This window comes from Pantoea sp. USHLN298 (assembly GCF_037149395.1).
GTDB lineage: Bacteria > Pseudomonadota > Gammaproteobacteria > Enterobacterales > Enterobacteriaceae > Pantoea > Pantoea astica.
Map to the genome: position 1 here is coordinate 322,290 of NZ_JBBCRO010000002.1, position 14,888 is coordinate 337,177.

The 14,888-nt window shown below is 54.4% G+C and carries 13 protein-coding genes; 3 read left to right on the top strand and 10 right to left on the bottom strand.

The annotated features are described in order from the left end of the window. Positions 1–493: 493 nt before the first annotated feature. Positions 494–1,192, bottom strand: coding sequence for an L-ribulose-5-phosphate 4-epimerase (gene araD, locus WFK59_RS06135; RefSeq protein ID WP_336755309.1), 699 nt, complete (start codon positions 1,190–1,192; stop codon positions 494–496). 349 nt (positions 1,193–1,541) lie between these two features. Here araD and osmB point away from each other — a divergent pair, with 349 nt between their 5' ends. Then, positions 1,542–1,757, top strand: a complete 216-nt coding sequence (gene osmB, locus WFK59_RS06140) for an osmotically-inducible lipoprotein OsmB (protein WP_031374546.1) — start codon at positions 1,542–1,544, stop codon at positions 1,755–1,757. Positions 1,758–1,835: 78 nt separating this feature from the next. Here the strand turns inward: osmB and yciH are convergent, their stop codons facing one another. The 5 genes from yciH to pgpB all read right to left on the bottom strand — a co-directional run bounded on the left by yciH (position 1,836) and on the right by pgpB (position 5,450). Further along, complete coding sequence (gene yciH / locus WFK59_RS06145) at positions 1,836–2,159, bottom strand: stress response translation initiation inhibitor YciH (RefSeq protein WP_233988067.1); 324 nt, start codon at positions 2,157–2,159, stop codon at positions 1,836–1,838. Beyond that, positions 2,159–2,878 carry an orotidine-5'-phosphate decarboxylase gene (gene pyrF / locus WFK59_RS06150; protein ID WP_336755310.1) on the bottom strand — a complete coding sequence of 240 codons (720 nt, stop codon included), beginning with the start codon at positions 2,876–2,878 and terminating at the stop codon, positions 2,159–2,161. The genes yciH and pyrF overlap by 1 nt, the downstream gene beginning before the upstream one ends. Before the next feature lie 195 nt (positions 2,879–3,073). Further along, a complete protein-coding gene (lapB, locus tag WFK59_RS06155) occupies positions 3,074–4,243 on the bottom strand; it encodes a lipopolysaccharide assembly protein LapB (RefSeq protein WP_233988065.1) in 1,170 nt (389 codons plus the stop codon). A 6-nt stretch (positions 4,244–4,249) separates the two neighbouring features. Continuing rightward, entirely contained in the window at positions 4,250–4,558 is a 309-nt protein-coding gene (locus WFK59_RS06160) for a LapA family protein (protein WP_336755311.1), read from the bottom strand. A gap of 133 nt (positions 4,559–4,691) precedes the next feature. Then, positions 4,692–5,450, bottom strand: coding sequence for a phosphatidylglycerophosphatase B (gene pgpB, locus WFK59_RS06165; RefSeq protein WP_336755313.1), 759 nt, complete (start codon positions 5,448–5,450; stop codon positions 4,692–4,694). A gap of 227 nt (positions 5,451–5,677) precedes the next feature. Between pgpB and ribA the strand changes: the two genes are divergently transcribed. Continuing rightward, on the top strand, positions 5,678–6,271 hold the full coding sequence (gene ribA, locus WFK59_RS06170; RefSeq protein WP_010244482.1) for a GTP cyclohydrolase II: 594 nt from the start codon (positions 5,678–5,680) through the stop codon (positions 6,269–6,271). Between the two features lie 31 nt (positions 6,272–6,302). Here the strand turns inward: ribA and acnA are convergent, their stop codons facing one another. The 4 genes from acnA to topA form a co-directional block, all read right to left on the bottom strand. Next, positions 6,303–8,984, bottom strand: coding sequence for an aconitate hydratase AcnA (gene acnA, locus WFK59_RS06175; RefSeq protein WP_233988062.1), 2,682 nt, complete (start codon positions 8,982–8,984; stop codon positions 6,303–6,305). 602 nt (positions 8,985–9,586) lie between these two features. Continuing rightward, positions 9,587–9,745, bottom strand: coding sequence for a YmiA family putative membrane protein (locus WFK59_RS06180; protein ID WP_071778593.1), 159 nt, complete (start codon positions 9,743–9,745; stop codon positions 9,587–9,589). A gap of 494 nt (positions 9,746–10,239) precedes the next feature. Then, positions 10,240–11,214 (bottom strand): HTH-type transcriptional regulator CysB, encoded by a 975-nt coding sequence (gene cysB, locus WFK59_RS06185; protein WP_233988060.1) that lies wholly within the window; start codon positions 11,212–11,214, stop codon positions 10,240–10,242. A gap of 189 nt (positions 11,215–11,403) precedes the next feature. After that, complete coding sequence (gene topA / locus WFK59_RS06190) at positions 11,404–14,001, bottom strand: type I DNA topoisomerase (RefSeq protein WP_233988059.1); 2,598 nt, start codon at positions 13,999–14,001, stop codon at positions 11,404–11,406. 371 nt (positions 14,002–14,372) lie between these two features. Here topA and WFK59_RS06195 point away from each other — a divergent pair, with 371 nt between their 5' ends. Next, positions 14,373–14,621 carry a DUF2498 family protein gene (locus WFK59_RS06195; protein ID WP_336755315.1) on the top strand — a complete coding sequence of 83 codons (249 nt, stop codon included), beginning with the start codon at positions 14,373–14,375 and terminating at the stop codon, positions 14,619–14,621. Positions 14,622–14,888: the final 267 nt, after the last annotated feature.

Consider the following 14,888-nt stretch of genomic DNA (forward strand, 5'->3'; position numbering starts at 1 on the left):
GAGCACCGCTGCTGCTGCCGGACCGTCCTCGCGCCGCTCACGCGGTACCTTCGGCTTTGACGTCGTGCCGACGAACCGTTCGGGGATCGGCCTTCCCTGGCCGGCCCCGAACTCTCCACGCTTCCCGGCGTGGCGTTCTGGCCCAACGTCACGCCTCAGCGCTGCGGATAGCCCTTTCAGCAGCAGAGGCGCTCAGGCCTCTACCATCGTGCCCTTTTTAACAGCAGGCACTGAAGCTTCAGAGCAGGCGGGTGCCGCTCCGGGGCAGGCAATCCGCAGCGCTGAACGGAATGAGTCTGCCAGGAGAGCCCGCAGGACGCGGGCGAAAGGCGGGGCGGCACAGGATGTGCCATCCCCGGCGGTCCGTCAGGCAGAGGAATGAAGTGAAGGTACCGCGCAGCGGCGCGAGGACCGCCAGCCCCGGAGCGGCACCAGACTGCATTATCACAGGTCGCTTAACTGACGAGCACTAACGCAGTGGATGTCCAGATAGTTACTTCTGCCCGTACCAGGCGTTGTCGCCATGCTTACGCAAATAGTGCAGGTCGAGCAACGTTTGCTGAATCGGCGGCAGGTTAGCGGTCAGTTGCTGACTGAACAGCCCCATGTAAGCCACTTCCTCCAGCACCACCGCGCTGTGGACCGCTGCATGCGCATCTTTACCCCAGGCAAACGGACCGTGCGAATTGACCAGCACCGCCGGAATGGCGGCAGGAGAGAGCCCACGCCCGGCAAACGTCTCAATAATCACCTCGCCGGTGTTCCACTCATATTGCTGCTGAATTTCCTCATCGCGCATCGCCCGGGTACAGGGGATCTCGCCGTAAAAATCATCGGCATGGGTGGTGCCCCAGGCAGGGATCGGTCGTCCCGCCTGCGCCCAGATCGTCGCATGGCGCGAATGGGTATGGACGATACCGCCAACCTCCGGCCAGGCAAGATAGAGCGCGCGGTGGGTTGCGGTATCTGACGACGGCCGCTTATCCCCTTCCACCACCTTGCCGGTCGCCAGTTCCACCACCACCATATCGTCGCGCGTCATCACCTCGTAACGGACGCCGGAGGGTTTAATGACCATCAGGCCCTGATCGCGATCGACCGCGCTGACGTTACCCCAGGTGAACGTCACCAGATGGTATTTGGGTAGATCCAGATTCGCGTCCAGAACCTGTTGTTTAAGGTGTTCCAGCATCTCTTCTCTCCTGCTGACAATTGTCCTTAAATTTTGCGGAGTAACCCGCGAAAAGGTTATGGAGCAAATCGCTATAAACGCAGAGGGAATTAACTGTGAATGCAAAAATGTGTCGTGATTTCAGAATTGTCTATCTTCGTTATTGGCGAAGAATGAATAAAATTCTCTCAGGCAATGCGTGGACCTGATGGTCCTGCGTTGTGACTCATCCGCTACAGACAGTGGGTCGATGGTGGAGCCAGTTTCGATGCCGACAGGGAAGCGGCAATAATGGGCACACAAGCGGGCTGAGGAAATATCAGAGCTATACTTAGAGTGTTGCCTCTGTGAGCACATCAAAGGAGAAGTTATGACAATTACAATGAAACGAATCACCGCAGCAGTTCTGGCTACCACGTTAGTTGTCGCATTAAGCGGCTGCTCTAACTGGTCTAAACGTGACCGCAACACCGCGATTGGCGCAGGTGCGGGGGCGATTGGGGGTTCAGTATTGACTAACGGTAGCGCACTCGGCACAGTCGGCGGCGCTGCTGTAGGTGGTATTATCGGTCATCAGGTCCATTAATGACCGCATTAAAACAATAATCGGCTACGCTAAGCATCTACTTATCAGTCGGGCTACTTCGGTAGCCCGATTTTTTATTCAGCCGCCCGCCAGTTTGACTTTCATTCCTTTAGCTTCCAGCAGACTTTTCAGCAGGTCGCGTTTGTCGCCCTGAATTTCGATGATGCCTTCTTTCAGCGACCCGCCGCAGCCACACTTCTTTTTCAGCTCAGCTGCCAGTTGCGTTAATGCCGCATCATCCATATCAATGCCGCTGATCAGGCAGACACCTTTGCCTTTACGCCCGCTGGTCTGACGCTGAATGCGCACAATACCATCCCCTTTGGGTCGTTCAGCCTTTGGCTCCGGCTGTGCGATGCGTCCGCTGTCGGTTGAATAAACCAGTGGATTGTCATTTGCCATTAATTTTCCTCCAGACTGTGCAGAATAGCCTGCAACGCCGCAGCGGGATCGGCGGATTGGGTGATCGGACGCCCAATCACCATATAGTCCACACCTGCCTGCTTAGCCTGCAGTGGCGTCATGATACGACGCTGATCGCCGGCGTCACTGCCCGCCGGACGAATACCTGGCGTAACCAGCGCAAAATCCTGACCGATCACCTGTTTGAAACGGACCGCCTCGTGCGCTGAACAGACCACACCGTCGAGACCGCAGTCACGCGTCAGCTTCGCCAGTCGTTCAGCCTGTTCGGCCGGCGTAAGCGTAATGCCCAGCCCCAGCAGGTCTTCCTGATCCATGCTGGTCAGCACCGTGACGGCAATCAGCAACGGAGCATCTTTACCATAGGGTAGCAGCGCTTCGCGTGCAGCGTTCATCATGCGCGCCCCGCCGCTGGCGTGAACATTGACCATCCACACGCCTAATTCGGCAGCGGCGGCAACCGCATGGGCAGTGGTGTTGGGAATGTCGTGAAACTTGAGGTCGAGAAACAGCTCAAAACCGCGCTGCTGCAAGGTGGTAATCAGCGAAGGACCAAACAGCGTGAACATCTCTTTGCCCACTTTCAGTCGGCAACTGCGAGGATCAATCTGATCGACAAAACGCAGCGCGCTGTTGATATCGTGATAATCAAGCGCCACCAGAATCGGCGAAGCGGTCACGGTGTGGGGTGAAGGCATGGCATTTCCTCTGCAGTTGGCACCCGCGGGCGCGATAGACAAACGGCAAGCATTCTACCTGCGGCCTCCGGCCATCACAATCGCCATTCTTTGCCTGCCTGACAAAGAGTGTGCCGATGCCAGCTCTGCATTGATAGCAATCATTAGTATGTTGTAACTAATTGGGGCCCCAGGGAAGCCACAATCAGCCAGCTTTTACTGGCCGTCGAGGCCGCGAATCGGTTTAACGGATGACCAGGTGCGGCACGATGGGCAGTGCCAGTAGAGCGCATGGGCAGTGAAACCACACTTCTGACAGCGATAGCGCGGTTTGGTACGAATCTGTTCACCGACCATATCGCGCAGCACCATCAGGCTCTCTTTGGCGCGGCCATCCTCGGCTTCGTGCAGGTGAAAATCCATCAGGCGATGGAACACCCGCATAGTAGGATGGCGCTGGAGCTGGCGGTTAATGTAGTTCTGCGCCGCTTCCGGTCCCTGCTGTTGCTCAAGAATATCGGACAGATAGAGTTCAGCGGCAGCACCGGTGTTCTCTTCCACACAGCGTTGCAGAAATTCAGCCCAGGCTTCCGGTTGATTGAGCCGCTGAAAGCAGGTTTCAAGCATCGCCAGCGTTTCGCTCACCAGCTCTTTATCCTGATCCAGCACCCGTTGCAGATGGCCGACCGCTTTCGCGTAATCACCCTTCTCCATCAGAATCCGGCCCATCATTATCGAGATGCGCGCGCTCTGCCGATCGGCCGCCTCCCCTTTCTTCAGCAGCGTCATAGCGCGGTCAAGATCGTCACTGCTCATCGCCTGTAACGCCAGTTCGCAGTAGAAATGAGCGATCTCGATTTTCTGCTTCTCTTTCCCCAGCTTGACCAGCCGCTCCGCCACCTCGATCGCCTGCTGCCAGTCGCTGGTCGCCTGATGGATCAGCAGTAACTGCTGCAGCGCGCCGATACGGAAATCGGTTTCATCGGTGAGTTGCTTGAACATATCTTCTGCGCGATCGTACAGACCGGCCGCCATGTAGTCGCGACCCAGTTGCTGAATGGCCAGCAGACGTTGTTCATAGCTCAGGGAGGCACTTTCCATCAGCGCCTGGTGAATGCGGATAGCGCGGTCGACTTCACCGCGTGAGCGAAACAGATTACCCAGCGTCAGGTGGGCTTCAACGGTGCCGCTGTCCTCTTTCAACATATCAAGGAACAGGTCGACCGCTTTATCCTGCTGGTTAGAGAGCAGGAAGTTGACGCCAGCGACATATTCGCGTGACAGGCGGTTAGCTTCCTGTTGCTTGTCCTGCTGCGCGCTGCGGCGGCCCATATACCAGCCATACGCAGCCGCAACCGGCAGTAACAGAAACAGCAGCTCAAGCATCGATGTTTATTCCCGGCCAGCCGGTGACGATGGCACGGTTGCAACCACACTGCTCTGCTCAGTTTGCGCCTGCATGCGCTTAATTTTTCGATTGGCATTGGCCAGTGAGACGCGGGTACGTAACCAGAACAGACCACAGATCAGCCAGCCGAGCACAAAACCGGCACCAAACAGCGTTGCCAGTAAGGTCGAGATGCTGAACTCACCCTGCGCCAGCAGGTAGTTGAAGGTAATAACCTGGTCGTTATGCGCGCCTAAGGTGACGGAAATGATGAAAATCACCAATACCACTAAAAAAATCAGCAAATATTTCACAGTGCATCCTGTTGTGAGGTTGTCAGTAGAATTATGCCAAAACTCCAGCAAAAATGCTGCTCCCAGCAGCATCGGACGGCCCGCTTTTACGCCAGCCCGATCAATAATATGGGGACTTTGTGGTGAATTACAATCAGGGCTCCCGCTGTGCCACCTCTTTTTGCTCGGCAGGTGGCAGGGTTAACGGACCACAGACACGTTGTGCCAGCCAGGTCGCCAGGGTGACCAGTAGCCAGGAGAGAACCGTTGCCATTGCCAGATCCCGCGGCCAGTGCATCCCCAGCAGCAGACGACTGGCCATGACGCCCATCGCCCAGAGAAAAACGATCACCACGGTTTTGTAGTGGCGGCGCGGCCACAGCAGCCCTATCGCCAGCAGTGCCCAGCTGGCGGCAAACATGGTATGGCCCGAAGGAAACGCAAAGCCGGTCTCAAAGGCCCAGTGACGTTTCAGCCAGCCCGGAATCTGCGTTTCATCAGCAATCAACGCCGTCACCATCTCGCCACGCTGTTTGCGTTTCAGTTCATAGAATGCTTTATCATCCAGCCCGTGATGTTCTTCCAGCCAGATCACATAGGGACGCGGCTCCTGAACCTGTTCTTTAATAAAGGATTTGGTGTACTGTCCCGCCAGAATAGTGGCGTTCATGATCAGCAACAGCAGAATCGCTGGCTTCAGGCGAAAGCGCAGACACCAGAGAACCCAGGCGCTCAGCACCACGCTGGTGACAATTCCCCACGGGTTGGTGACCGTTTCGGTCATCCAGAACAACCCTTTTAATATCGCGTTGCTTTCGCCCGGTTGCCATTGCCAGCCGGATAACCAGACGCCGATCGGCATGATTAATAGCAGTAACATCCCGAAGGTGGTGCGACGCGAAATTTTATACATCCTTTTCCCTTATCTCGGTGACAAATCGCAAAAACAGCATAACTTTAGCTTAAAAAAGAATAACATAACCGTTATCGATTAGATAATCGTGCTTTATCACATCAATTGCTCTGACAGATTACCAGCCCGCCTGTGGGTTGTGGCACAATATTGCACGTTTGTCAGGCCACACTGGCCTGTGCGCTATCATGATGATAGTGCATCCTCTGAAGGTTCTGGAGAGTCACATGCAGCTTAAACGGGTGGCAGAAGCCAAACTGCCCACGCCATGGGGAGATTTCCTGATGGTCGGTTTTGAAGAATTGGCAACCGGACATGACCACGTTGCGCTGGTCTTTGGCGATATTAATGACAACGAGCCCGTGCTGGCGCGCGTGCATTCCGAGTGCCTGACTGGCGATGCGCTGTTCAGCCTGCGTTGCGACTGTGGCTTCCAGCTGGAAGCGGCGTTGAACGCCATCGCTGAAGAGGGCCGCGGCGCGCTGCTCTATCACCGCCAGGAAGGACGCAACATCGGGCTGCTGAATAAGATCCGCGCCTATGCGTTGCAGGATAAAGGCTACGACACGGTTGAAGCGAACCATCAACTGGGCTTTGCCGCCGATGAGCGCGACTTCACGCTGTGTGCCGACATGTTTAAATTGCTTGGCGTTAATGAAGTGCGTCTGCTGACCAACAATCCACGCAAAGTGGAGATCCTCAGTGAGGCGGGCATTAACATCGTTGAGCGTGTGCCGCTGGTGGTGGGTCGTAATCCTAAGAATGCCCACTATCTCGATACTAAAGCGGAAAAGATGGGGCATTTACTGCCGAAGTCGTAAAGAGAAAAGCCGGGTTTCCCCGGCTTTTTTATTAGTCCAGCATGTTCCGGATGACGTAGTGCAGAATACCGTCGTTGCGGTAATAGGTCAGCTCGTTACCGGTGTCGATGCGGCAGCGGGTATCCAGCTCCTCTTTACTGCCATCGGCACGGGTCAGGGTGACTTTCACCGTGCAGCCCGGCGCCAGCGCGCTCAGGTTTTCGACGTCAATATGTTCTTCACCGGTCAGACCCAGCGTTTTACGGCTTACGCCCTGTGGGAACTCCAGCGGCAGTATTCCCATGCCGATCAGGTTCGAACGGTGGATACGTTCAAAGGATTCGGCAATCACCACCCGGACGCCCTGCAGGCGCGGTCCTTTGGCCGCCCAGTCGCGGCTTGAGCCCGATCCATACTCTTTCCCGGCAATCACCGCCAGCGGAATGCCTTCCGCCTGATACTTCATCGCGGCATCATAGATAGCCAGCTGCTCGCCACTCGGATAGTGACGGGTGTAGCCGCCTTCCACGCCAGGCACCATTTCATTACGGATACGAATGTTCGCAAAGGTGCCACGCATCATCACTTCGTGGTTACCGCGACGAGAACCGTATGAGTTGAAATCGTTGCGCTCAACGCCGTGCGACAGCAGATAACGTCCCGCCGGACTTTCTGCCTTGATACTGCCGGCTGGCGAGATATGGTCCGTGGTGACGGAGTCGCCCAGCATCGCCAGTACCCGTGCCCCGCGAATATCCTGCACCGGCTTCGGCTCTTTCTCCATATCGTCAAAGAATGGCGACAAGCGAATGTAGGTTGAACCTTCGTCCCAGTCATAGGTCGCGGCTTCACTTACCTTGATCTCCTGCCATTCCGGCGTCCCGTCAAACACCTCGGCGTACTCTTTGTGGAACATGTCGCTGGTCACCTGCTGCACCGCAGTGGAGATCTCTTCCGGTGATGGCCAGATATCTTTCAGATAGACCGGCTGGCCACTGCGATCGTGCCCGATCGGGTCAGTTTGCAGGTTGATCTTCATGTTACCCGCCAGCGCGTAAGCCACGACCAGCGGCGGTGAGGCCAGCCAGTTGGTTTTGATCAGCGGATGGATACGGCCTTCAAAGTTACGGTTGCCTGACAGCACCGCGCCTACCGTGAGATCGCCTTCCTTGATCGCCGATTCAATTTCATCTTTCAGCGGACCCGAGTTACCGATACAGGTGGTACAGCCGTAGCCGACCAGATTAAAGCCCAGCTTATCCAGATAAGGGGTCAGCTGTGCGACCGCGAGATAATCGGAAACCACCTTAGAGCCTGGCGCAAGCGAGGCTTTCACCCAGGGCTGCCGCTTCAGGCCGCGCTCAACGGCTTTCTTCGCCAGCAAACCGGCAGCCATCAGCACGCTGGGGTTTGAGGTGTTGGTGCAGGAGGTAATAGCACTGATCACCACTGCGCCATCGGTAAGCGTATGGCTGAGTCCGGTGTCACTGTCGGTATAGTCGACGGTTTTGTGCGGCTTCTGCGCGTGATTGACCTCCAGCTCATTGCTGGCGTCAAACGCTGCCGGCACGTCGCCCAGAGAGACGCGATCCTGCGGGCGTTTCGGGCCGGCCAGGCTCGATTCAACCTCGCTCATATCCAGCGCCAGGGTACTGGTGAAACGCGGTTCATCGCCCGGATTACGCCACAGGCCCTGCGCTTTGGCATAGGCTTCTACCAGCGCGACCTGCTCAGCTTCGCGTCCGGTCAGCGTCATGTAACTCAGGGTCACTTCATCCACCGGGAAGAAACCACAGGTTGCACCATATTCCGGTGCCATATTGGCAATGGTGGCGCGGTCGGCCAGCGGCAGATCGGCCAGCCCGTCACCGTAGAACTCGACGAATTTACCCACTACGCCGTGCTTACGCAGCATCTGGGTAACGGTCAGGACCAGGTCGGTTGCGGTGATCCCCGCCCGGAGCTTACCGGTGAGTTTGAACCCCACCACATCCGGAATCAGCATCGAAACCGGCTGACCGAGCATCGCCGCTTCCGCTTCAATGCCGCCTACGCCCCAGCCCAGCACGCCCAGCGCATTGATCATGGTGGTGTGGGAGTCGGTACCAACCAGCGTGTCCGGCCAGGCATACTCTTCGCCATTCAGGGTTTCATGCCAGATCGCTTTACCGAGATATTCCAGGTTGACCTGATGGCAGATGCCGGTGCCCGGCGGAACCACGCGGAATTTATCAAAGGCTTTCTGACCCCAGCGTAAGAAAACGTAACGTTCATGGTTACGTTCCATCTCCAGCTGGACGTTCTGTTCGAATGCGTCATCATCGCCAAAATGGTCAACGGTGACCGAGTGGTCAATCACCAGATCAACCGGCGATAACGGATTCACCTTCGCGACATCGCCGCCCAGCCGGTTTACCGCTTCGCGCATCGCCGCCAGATCAACCACGGCGGGCACGCCGGTAAAGTCCTGCATTAATACCCGGGCAGGACGGTAAGCAATCTCCCGATCGGCATGCGCATCTTTTTGCCAGTCAACCAGCGCCTGAATATCTTCCGCAGTGACGGATTCGCCATCCTGCCAGCGCAACAGGTTTTCCAGTAAAACTTTCAGGGATTTGGGTAGGCGGTCAATATTGCCGAGATGTTGAGCAGCATGGGGAAGACTGAAGATGTGGTAGTTTTTATTGTCGACCTGCAGTATTTCCTGACTCTGCTCGCGTAGGGTAGACGACATAGCTCCTCCTTTATAATCGTGGTCTTTAAACCTCAGAGAGTTAAAGGTTTATGTTAAAGATAGACCACAATTTCGTTAACGTTTTGATTACAACACAAATTGCTACAATCGGCCGTAACGAAAATGCCCCGTCCGGAGACAGGGCATCAGAAAGAGGTGATTTAATTTAAATCAGAGGGTAATCCACACCGCCGCGGACCAGAACGCGAAACAGAAGGCATAAGCGCTAAGCCAGGACATTTTTATGATATTCATTGCGTTCACTCCTTCGCCAGAATGGGCGTACAAAGGCCTGCGTTCATCCGATATAGAGATGAAACCCGTTTGTGTCACTGAGTGTGGAGATGGGCTTTTAATTTGCCCGCCGGAAAGACCGGTAAGAAGAGCAGAAAGAAAATAAACGGTACAGCGAACAGCGTTATTTGGTTTTAGGGTCCAGGAACGACTCGATAAAGTGTCGCTGGTTATCACTCAAATCCCAGGAATCGGGGATAGACACTTTTTCGTCCTTTGCAAGCGGCTCTTTTCCTTTGCAGGAAGCCGGCTTGTGCTGACGCGCAGTCAAAGAACGTTTATGGCTGAGTGTATTTGCCCACATGGCTTTAGCCCCAGATACGCCAGATCATTAATGCAACAACCACCCAGAACAGCGCTGAGGCAGCGAATACGGTCAGCCAGGCTTTACGACGAGTATTGCCAGTGCGCTCAACCTTGGTGCTTTTAGCCGGGAAGCCCGGTTGTACAGTCAGTCGTGTATTCATAGTTTTTGATAATCACTCTCAACAAAATGATTGATAACAACGATTAAGATTTAGGAGGAATCCTAAACGCGTTAAGGCCAAAAATCCAGTTATTTTTATTGAGTAAAACGATTAACGCTATTAATCAATAAGGCCCAATAACGTGTGAAATCATTAACCGCGGAACAAACTTTTAATTAAACGATCACATTGTAAATTTGACTTAATTTCAAATCAGGACCATTCAAAACTAAAGAGCGGATTACAGAACCTGATATCTACCGGCTTTCCATCAGGTCTTAACTGGAGTATGGGAATATTCCTGGCGAGTCGCAAAGCGGCAAAGTAAAAAATGTGTAGTAATTCGCATTTAAGGAAGATCAATCCGAAAACATGTGACCGATGTTTCATTTACAAAAAAATAATAAAAAATTTTGAATCTTATCTGGCGCTAACCGCTAGCAATAAAAAAGGCTGCCAGAGGCAGCCCGGAAAAATCCTGTTGGTTTTCAACGTTACTTAAACGGCAGCTTGATGTCTTTAAACATTGCCTCAATGTCTTCGTTTGAGCGTAACGCCACGGCGGTATCGACCACGTCCCGCGTCAGGTGCGGTGCAAAGCGCTGAATGAAGTCATACATATAGCTGCGCAGGAAGGTACTGCGGCGGAAGCCAATCTTGGTGGTGCTGTTAGTAAAGATATCCGCCGCTTCAATACGAATCAGATCAGGATCGGAAACCGGGTCAACCGCCATGCTGGCAATCACACCCACGCCCAGGCCTAATCTTACGTAGGTTTTAATCACGTCAGCATCGGTGGCCGTAAAAACAATCCGTGGGGTTAAACCGGCACGATTAAATGCCGTGTCCAGTTCGGAGCGGCCGGTAAAGCCGAAGGTATAGGTGACCAGCGGATATTCCGCCAGCTCCTCAATAGTCACCTGCCCTTTTCCAGCCAGCGGATGATCTGATGTCACCACTATCGCCCGGTTCCAGTGGTAGCACGGCAGCATAATTAAATCGTCGTAGAGATGCAGCGCCTCAGTCGCGATCGCAAAATCAGCATTCCCTTTCGACACCGCTTCTGCAATCTGCGTCGGTGAGCCCTGATGCATATGCAGCGATACCCGCGGATAACGTTCAATGAAGCCTTTAATCACGCCCGGCAGCGCATAGCGTGCCTGCGTATGCGTGGTGGCCACATAGAGCGATCCTTTGTCCGGCCAGGTATGTTCACCGGCGACCGATTTGATCGCATCCACTTTAGAAAGCACTTCACGCGCAATACGGATAATCTCTTCACCGGCTGGCGTGACCTGCGTCAGGTGTTTACCGCTGCGGGCGAAGATCTGAACGCCCAGCTCATCTTCCAGCATCCGCACCTGTTTACTGATGCCAGGCTGCGAGGTATAGAGTCCTTCCGCCGTCGAAGAGACATTCAGATTGTGGTTAACCACTTCGACGATATAGCGCAACTGCTGTAATTTCATATCTGTTCCGTCCCGGTAAGTTACAGAGTCGCATCCCCGGTTGACGTATTGTCGCCTTAACAGGGTGAAGAAAAGCCATGCATCAGGAAAAGTCGGAAATGCTATAACAACTATATCATTTTAAGTGTGATTGTAGAACGGATTGGTATAAGGCTCAGAAAAAGGCCAGCGAGCGCTGGCCTGTGAGGATTACTTCTTCGCTTCCTGCCATTTGCCATCAATATAGAAGGCAGACCAGCCGGTCGCTTTGCCCTCTTTTTCAGAGGAGACATACTGCTGTTTGGTTTTGCGGCTGAAACGGACCAGGGTTTTATTCCCTTCCGGATCGGTCGCCGGCGCCTCGGCCAGGTATTTCAGCTTCTCTGGCAGACGATCGCTGAAGCGCTGCAACTCTTCCACCAGCGGCGCACGGGTTTCGCGCGATTTCGGGAAGGTGTTAGCGGCCAGGAAGACCCCGGCAGCACCGTCGCGCAGCACGAAATAGGCATCCGACTTCTCGCACGCCAGTTCAGGCAGCGGGACCGGATCTTCTTTCGGCGGAGCCACTTCGCCATTACGCAGAATCTTACGGGTGTTTTTACACTCGTCGTTGGTACAGGCCATGTACTTGCCGAAGCGTCCCATTTTCAGGTGCATCTCGGAACCACATTTCTCACACTCTACCACCGGGCCGTCATAGCCTTTAATGCGGAACTCACCCTGTTCGATCTCGTAGCCGTCACATTCCGGGTTGTTACCACAGACGTGCAGTTTACGCTCGTTATCGATCAGGTAGCTGTCCATGGCCGTGCCACACTTCTGGCAACGACGACGGGCGCGCAGGGCGTTGGTTTCAGCGTCATCCCCTTCCAGAATATTCAGAACTTCATTTTCCGGAATCAGGTTGATGGTCTGCTTGCAGCGCTCTTTCGGCGGTAACGCATAGCCTGAACAGCCGAGGAACACCCCGGTGCTGGCGGTACGAATACCCATTTTGCGGCCGCAGGTCGGGCAGTCAATCGAGGTCAGCACCATCTGGTTCGGCTGCATGCCGCCCTCTTCAGGATCTTTCTCTGCCCGCTCAAGCTGCTGAGTGAAATCGCTGAAGAAGTTGTCCAGTACCGCTTTCCACTGCGCCTGATTATTGGCGACCTGATCGAGGCTGTTTTCCATGTGAGCGGTGAAATCGTAGTTCATCAGCTCGCGGAAGTTCTCTTCCAGCCGATCGGTGACAATCTCACCCATTTTCTCCGCATAGAAACGGCGGTTCTCGACCCGCACATATCCGCGATCCTGGATGGTTGAGGTAATCGCCGCGTAAGTCGATGGACGACCAATACCGCGTTTCTCCAGTTCACGTACCAGCGAGGCTTCGCTGAAGCGCGCCGGAGGTTTGGTAAAGTGCTGGCCCGGCTGCAACTGCTGCAGATCCAGCACGTCGCCCACTTTAACGGCCGGTAACGTCCGATCTTCATCGTTTTTACGCAGCGCCGGCATCACTTTGGTCCAGCCGTCGAAACGCAGCGTACGGCCTTTGGCCTTGAGCTTAAAATCACCTGCCACTGCGGTAATGGTGCTGGAATCATACTGCGCTGGCATCATCTGACAGGCAACAAACTGGCGCCAGATCAGCTGATAGAGTTTTTGCGCATCCGCTTCCATATCTTTTAACTGTTCCGCCACCACTTCCACATCAGAAGGACGAATCGCTTCGTGCGCTTCCTGCGAGTTCTCTTTGCTGGCGTAAGTGTTGGCCGCTTCAGGCAGATATTTCTTGCCGAAGTGGCTTTCGATATAGCCGCGCGCCATGGCGACCGCATCCTGGCTCAGGTTGGTCGAATCGGTACGCATATAGGTAATGTGGCCCGCTTCATACAAGCGCTGCGCCATCATCATGGTTTTCTTCACGCCAAAGCCGAGACGGGTACTGGCGGCTTGCTGCAAGGTTGAGGTGATATAAGGCGCGCCCGGCTTGCTGCTGGTCGGCTTATCTTCACGATCGACAATCTCGTAGCGCGCTTTTTCCAGCAGCGAAACGGCCGCATAGGTCTCGTCGCGATTGACCGGGCGGAATGGCTTGTCACCTTTGTGGCTGACGTCCATTGACAGCTCGTCGCCTTTTGGCGTGGTCAGCGCAGCGTTAATTTCCCAGTATTCTTCTGGTACAAACGCTTTGATCTCGCGCTCACGCTCCACCACCAGTCGCACGGCAACGGATTGCACCCGTCCGGCGGAGAGGCCACGGGCGATTTTCTTCCATAGCAGCGGAGACACCATATAGCCCACCACGCGGTCCATAAAACGACGCGCCTGCTGAGCATTAACCCGATCGATATTCAGTTCGCCCGGCTTTTCAAACGCCTGACGAATCGCATTCTTGGTGATTTCGTTAAACACCACGCGGCTGAAACGCTTTTCGTCGCCACCGATCACTTCCCGCAGGTGCCAGGCAATGGCTTCCCCTTCGCGGTCAAGGTCCGTTGCGAGATAGATGTGGTCAGCGCTGGCCGCTAACGCTTTAAGCTCGGCAACCACTTTCTCTTTGCCAGGCAGGATCTGATAGTCCGCTTCCCAGCCGTGGTAAGGATCAACGCCCATCCGGCTGACCAGTGCCGCTTTCTCATCTTTTTTAACTTTTTTGACTTTTTTATCTGTCGAGGCGTCAGCACTTTTTTTGGCGGTTGAACCACTGGTCGGCAGATCCCGGATATGACCCACGCTGGATTTAACCACGTAGTCACTGCCGAGGTATTTATTGATTGTTTTAGCCTTTGCCGGGGACTCAACAATAACGAGTGCTTTACCCATATTTACCTTTACCTAATGAAAACATCCTGCTTAACGGGAGAGGATTGGATGCCCAAAAACCCATTGGGTTCAATATTGCTGCGCCTGTTTAACATTTCAAGGCGGAGGGGTCAATCTCAGATCAGACGACGTGGCGTTATGCAACTGCATGATAAAGAGCGCTTTTTCCATCTGACATAATCACACATCCCGGTGCAAAACCCCTGAAATCGGAATCGCCCACACTCTACCTGATAAAATCTGTTACGCAACTTAATTAGCACTCAGGATAAATTTCCGCCAACTTTTCAGCCGTTACGTCGATTTGTCACACAATGGGACACGCAAGTAATATAGAAAGGATTAAGGTGCTGTCAAAAAAGGAGCAAACAATGAAGACAATAACCCAGCCTATTTCACGCCAGGCATTGCTGGAAAAGGCCAATGCGCTGATTAAAGTGCACGACGATTATTTTGCCGGTATGCAGGCGGATGATGTGAGTCAGCAGGGTAACGTGCTGGTGTTTCGCGGCCCGTTTTTTCTGGATGCCGATGAACTGCCCACCGCCAGAACCACGGCGGTGTTCAACGTGTTTAAACATTTAGCCGTTGTATTATCTTCGCAATACCATCTGGAATAAAACACCAGGCACAGAGGCCTGATGCTCGTCAGTGAAGCGACCTGTGATAACGCAGTCTGGTACCGCTCAGGTGCTGGCGGTCCTCGCGCCGCTGCGCGGTTCCTTCACGTCATTCCTCTGCCTCACGGACCGCCGGGGATGGCACATCCTGTGCCGCCCCGCCTTTCGCCCGCGTCCTGCGGGCTCTCCTGGCAGACTCATTCTGTTCAGCGCTGCGGATTGCCTGCCCCTGATCGGCCCCAGCCTGCTCTGAGGCTTCAGTGCGTG

What these genes read in the sequence shown, in the direction of transcription:
- araD (WP_336755309.1), bottom strand. Translation starts at nt 1,192, where the DNA reads ATGCTGGAACACCTTAAACAACAGGTTCTGGACGCGAATCTGGATCTA.
- osmB (WP_031374546.1), top strand. Translation starts at nt 1,542, where the DNA reads ATGACAATTACAATGAAACGAATCACCGCAGCAGTTCTGGCTACCACG.
- yciH (WP_233988067.1), bottom strand. Translation starts at nt 2,159, where the DNA reads ATGGCAAATGACAATCCACTGGTTTATTCAACCGACAGCGGACGCATC.
- pyrF (WP_336755310.1), bottom strand. Translation starts at nt 2,878, where the DNA reads ATGCCTTCACCCCACACCGTGACCGCTTCGCCGATTCTGGTGGCGCTT.
- lapB (WP_233988065.1), bottom strand. Translation starts at nt 4,243, where the DNA reads ATGCTTGAGCTGCTGTTTCTGTTACTGCCGGTTGCGGCTGCGTATGGC.
- pgpB (WP_336755313.1), bottom strand. Translation starts at nt 5,450, where the DNA reads ATGTATAAAATTTCGCGTCGCACCACCTTCGGGATGTTACTGCTATTA.
- ribA (WP_010244482.1), top strand. Translation starts at nt 5,678, where the DNA reads ATGCAGCTTAAACGGGTGGCAGAAGCCAAACTGCCCACGCCATGGGGA.
- acnA (WP_233988062.1), bottom strand. Translation starts at nt 8,984, where the DNA reads ATGTCGTCTACCCTACGCGAGCAGAGTCAGGAAATACTGCAGGTCGAC.
- WFK59_RS06180 (WP_071778593.1), bottom strand. Translation starts at nt 9,745, where the DNA reads ATGAATACACGACTGACTGTACAACCGGGCTTCCCGGCTAAAAGCACC.
- cysB (WP_233988060.1), bottom strand. Translation starts at nt 11,214, where the DNA reads ATGAAATTACAGCAGTTGCGCTATATCGTCGAAGTGGTTAACCACAAT.
- topA (WP_233988059.1), bottom strand. Translation starts at nt 14,001, where the DNA reads ATGGGTAAAGCACTCGTTATTGTTGAGTCCCCGGCAAAGGCTAAAACA.
- WFK59_RS06195 (WP_336755315.1), top strand. Translation starts at nt 14,373, where the DNA reads ATGAAGACAATAACCCAGCCTATTTCACGCCAGGCATTGCTGGAAAAG.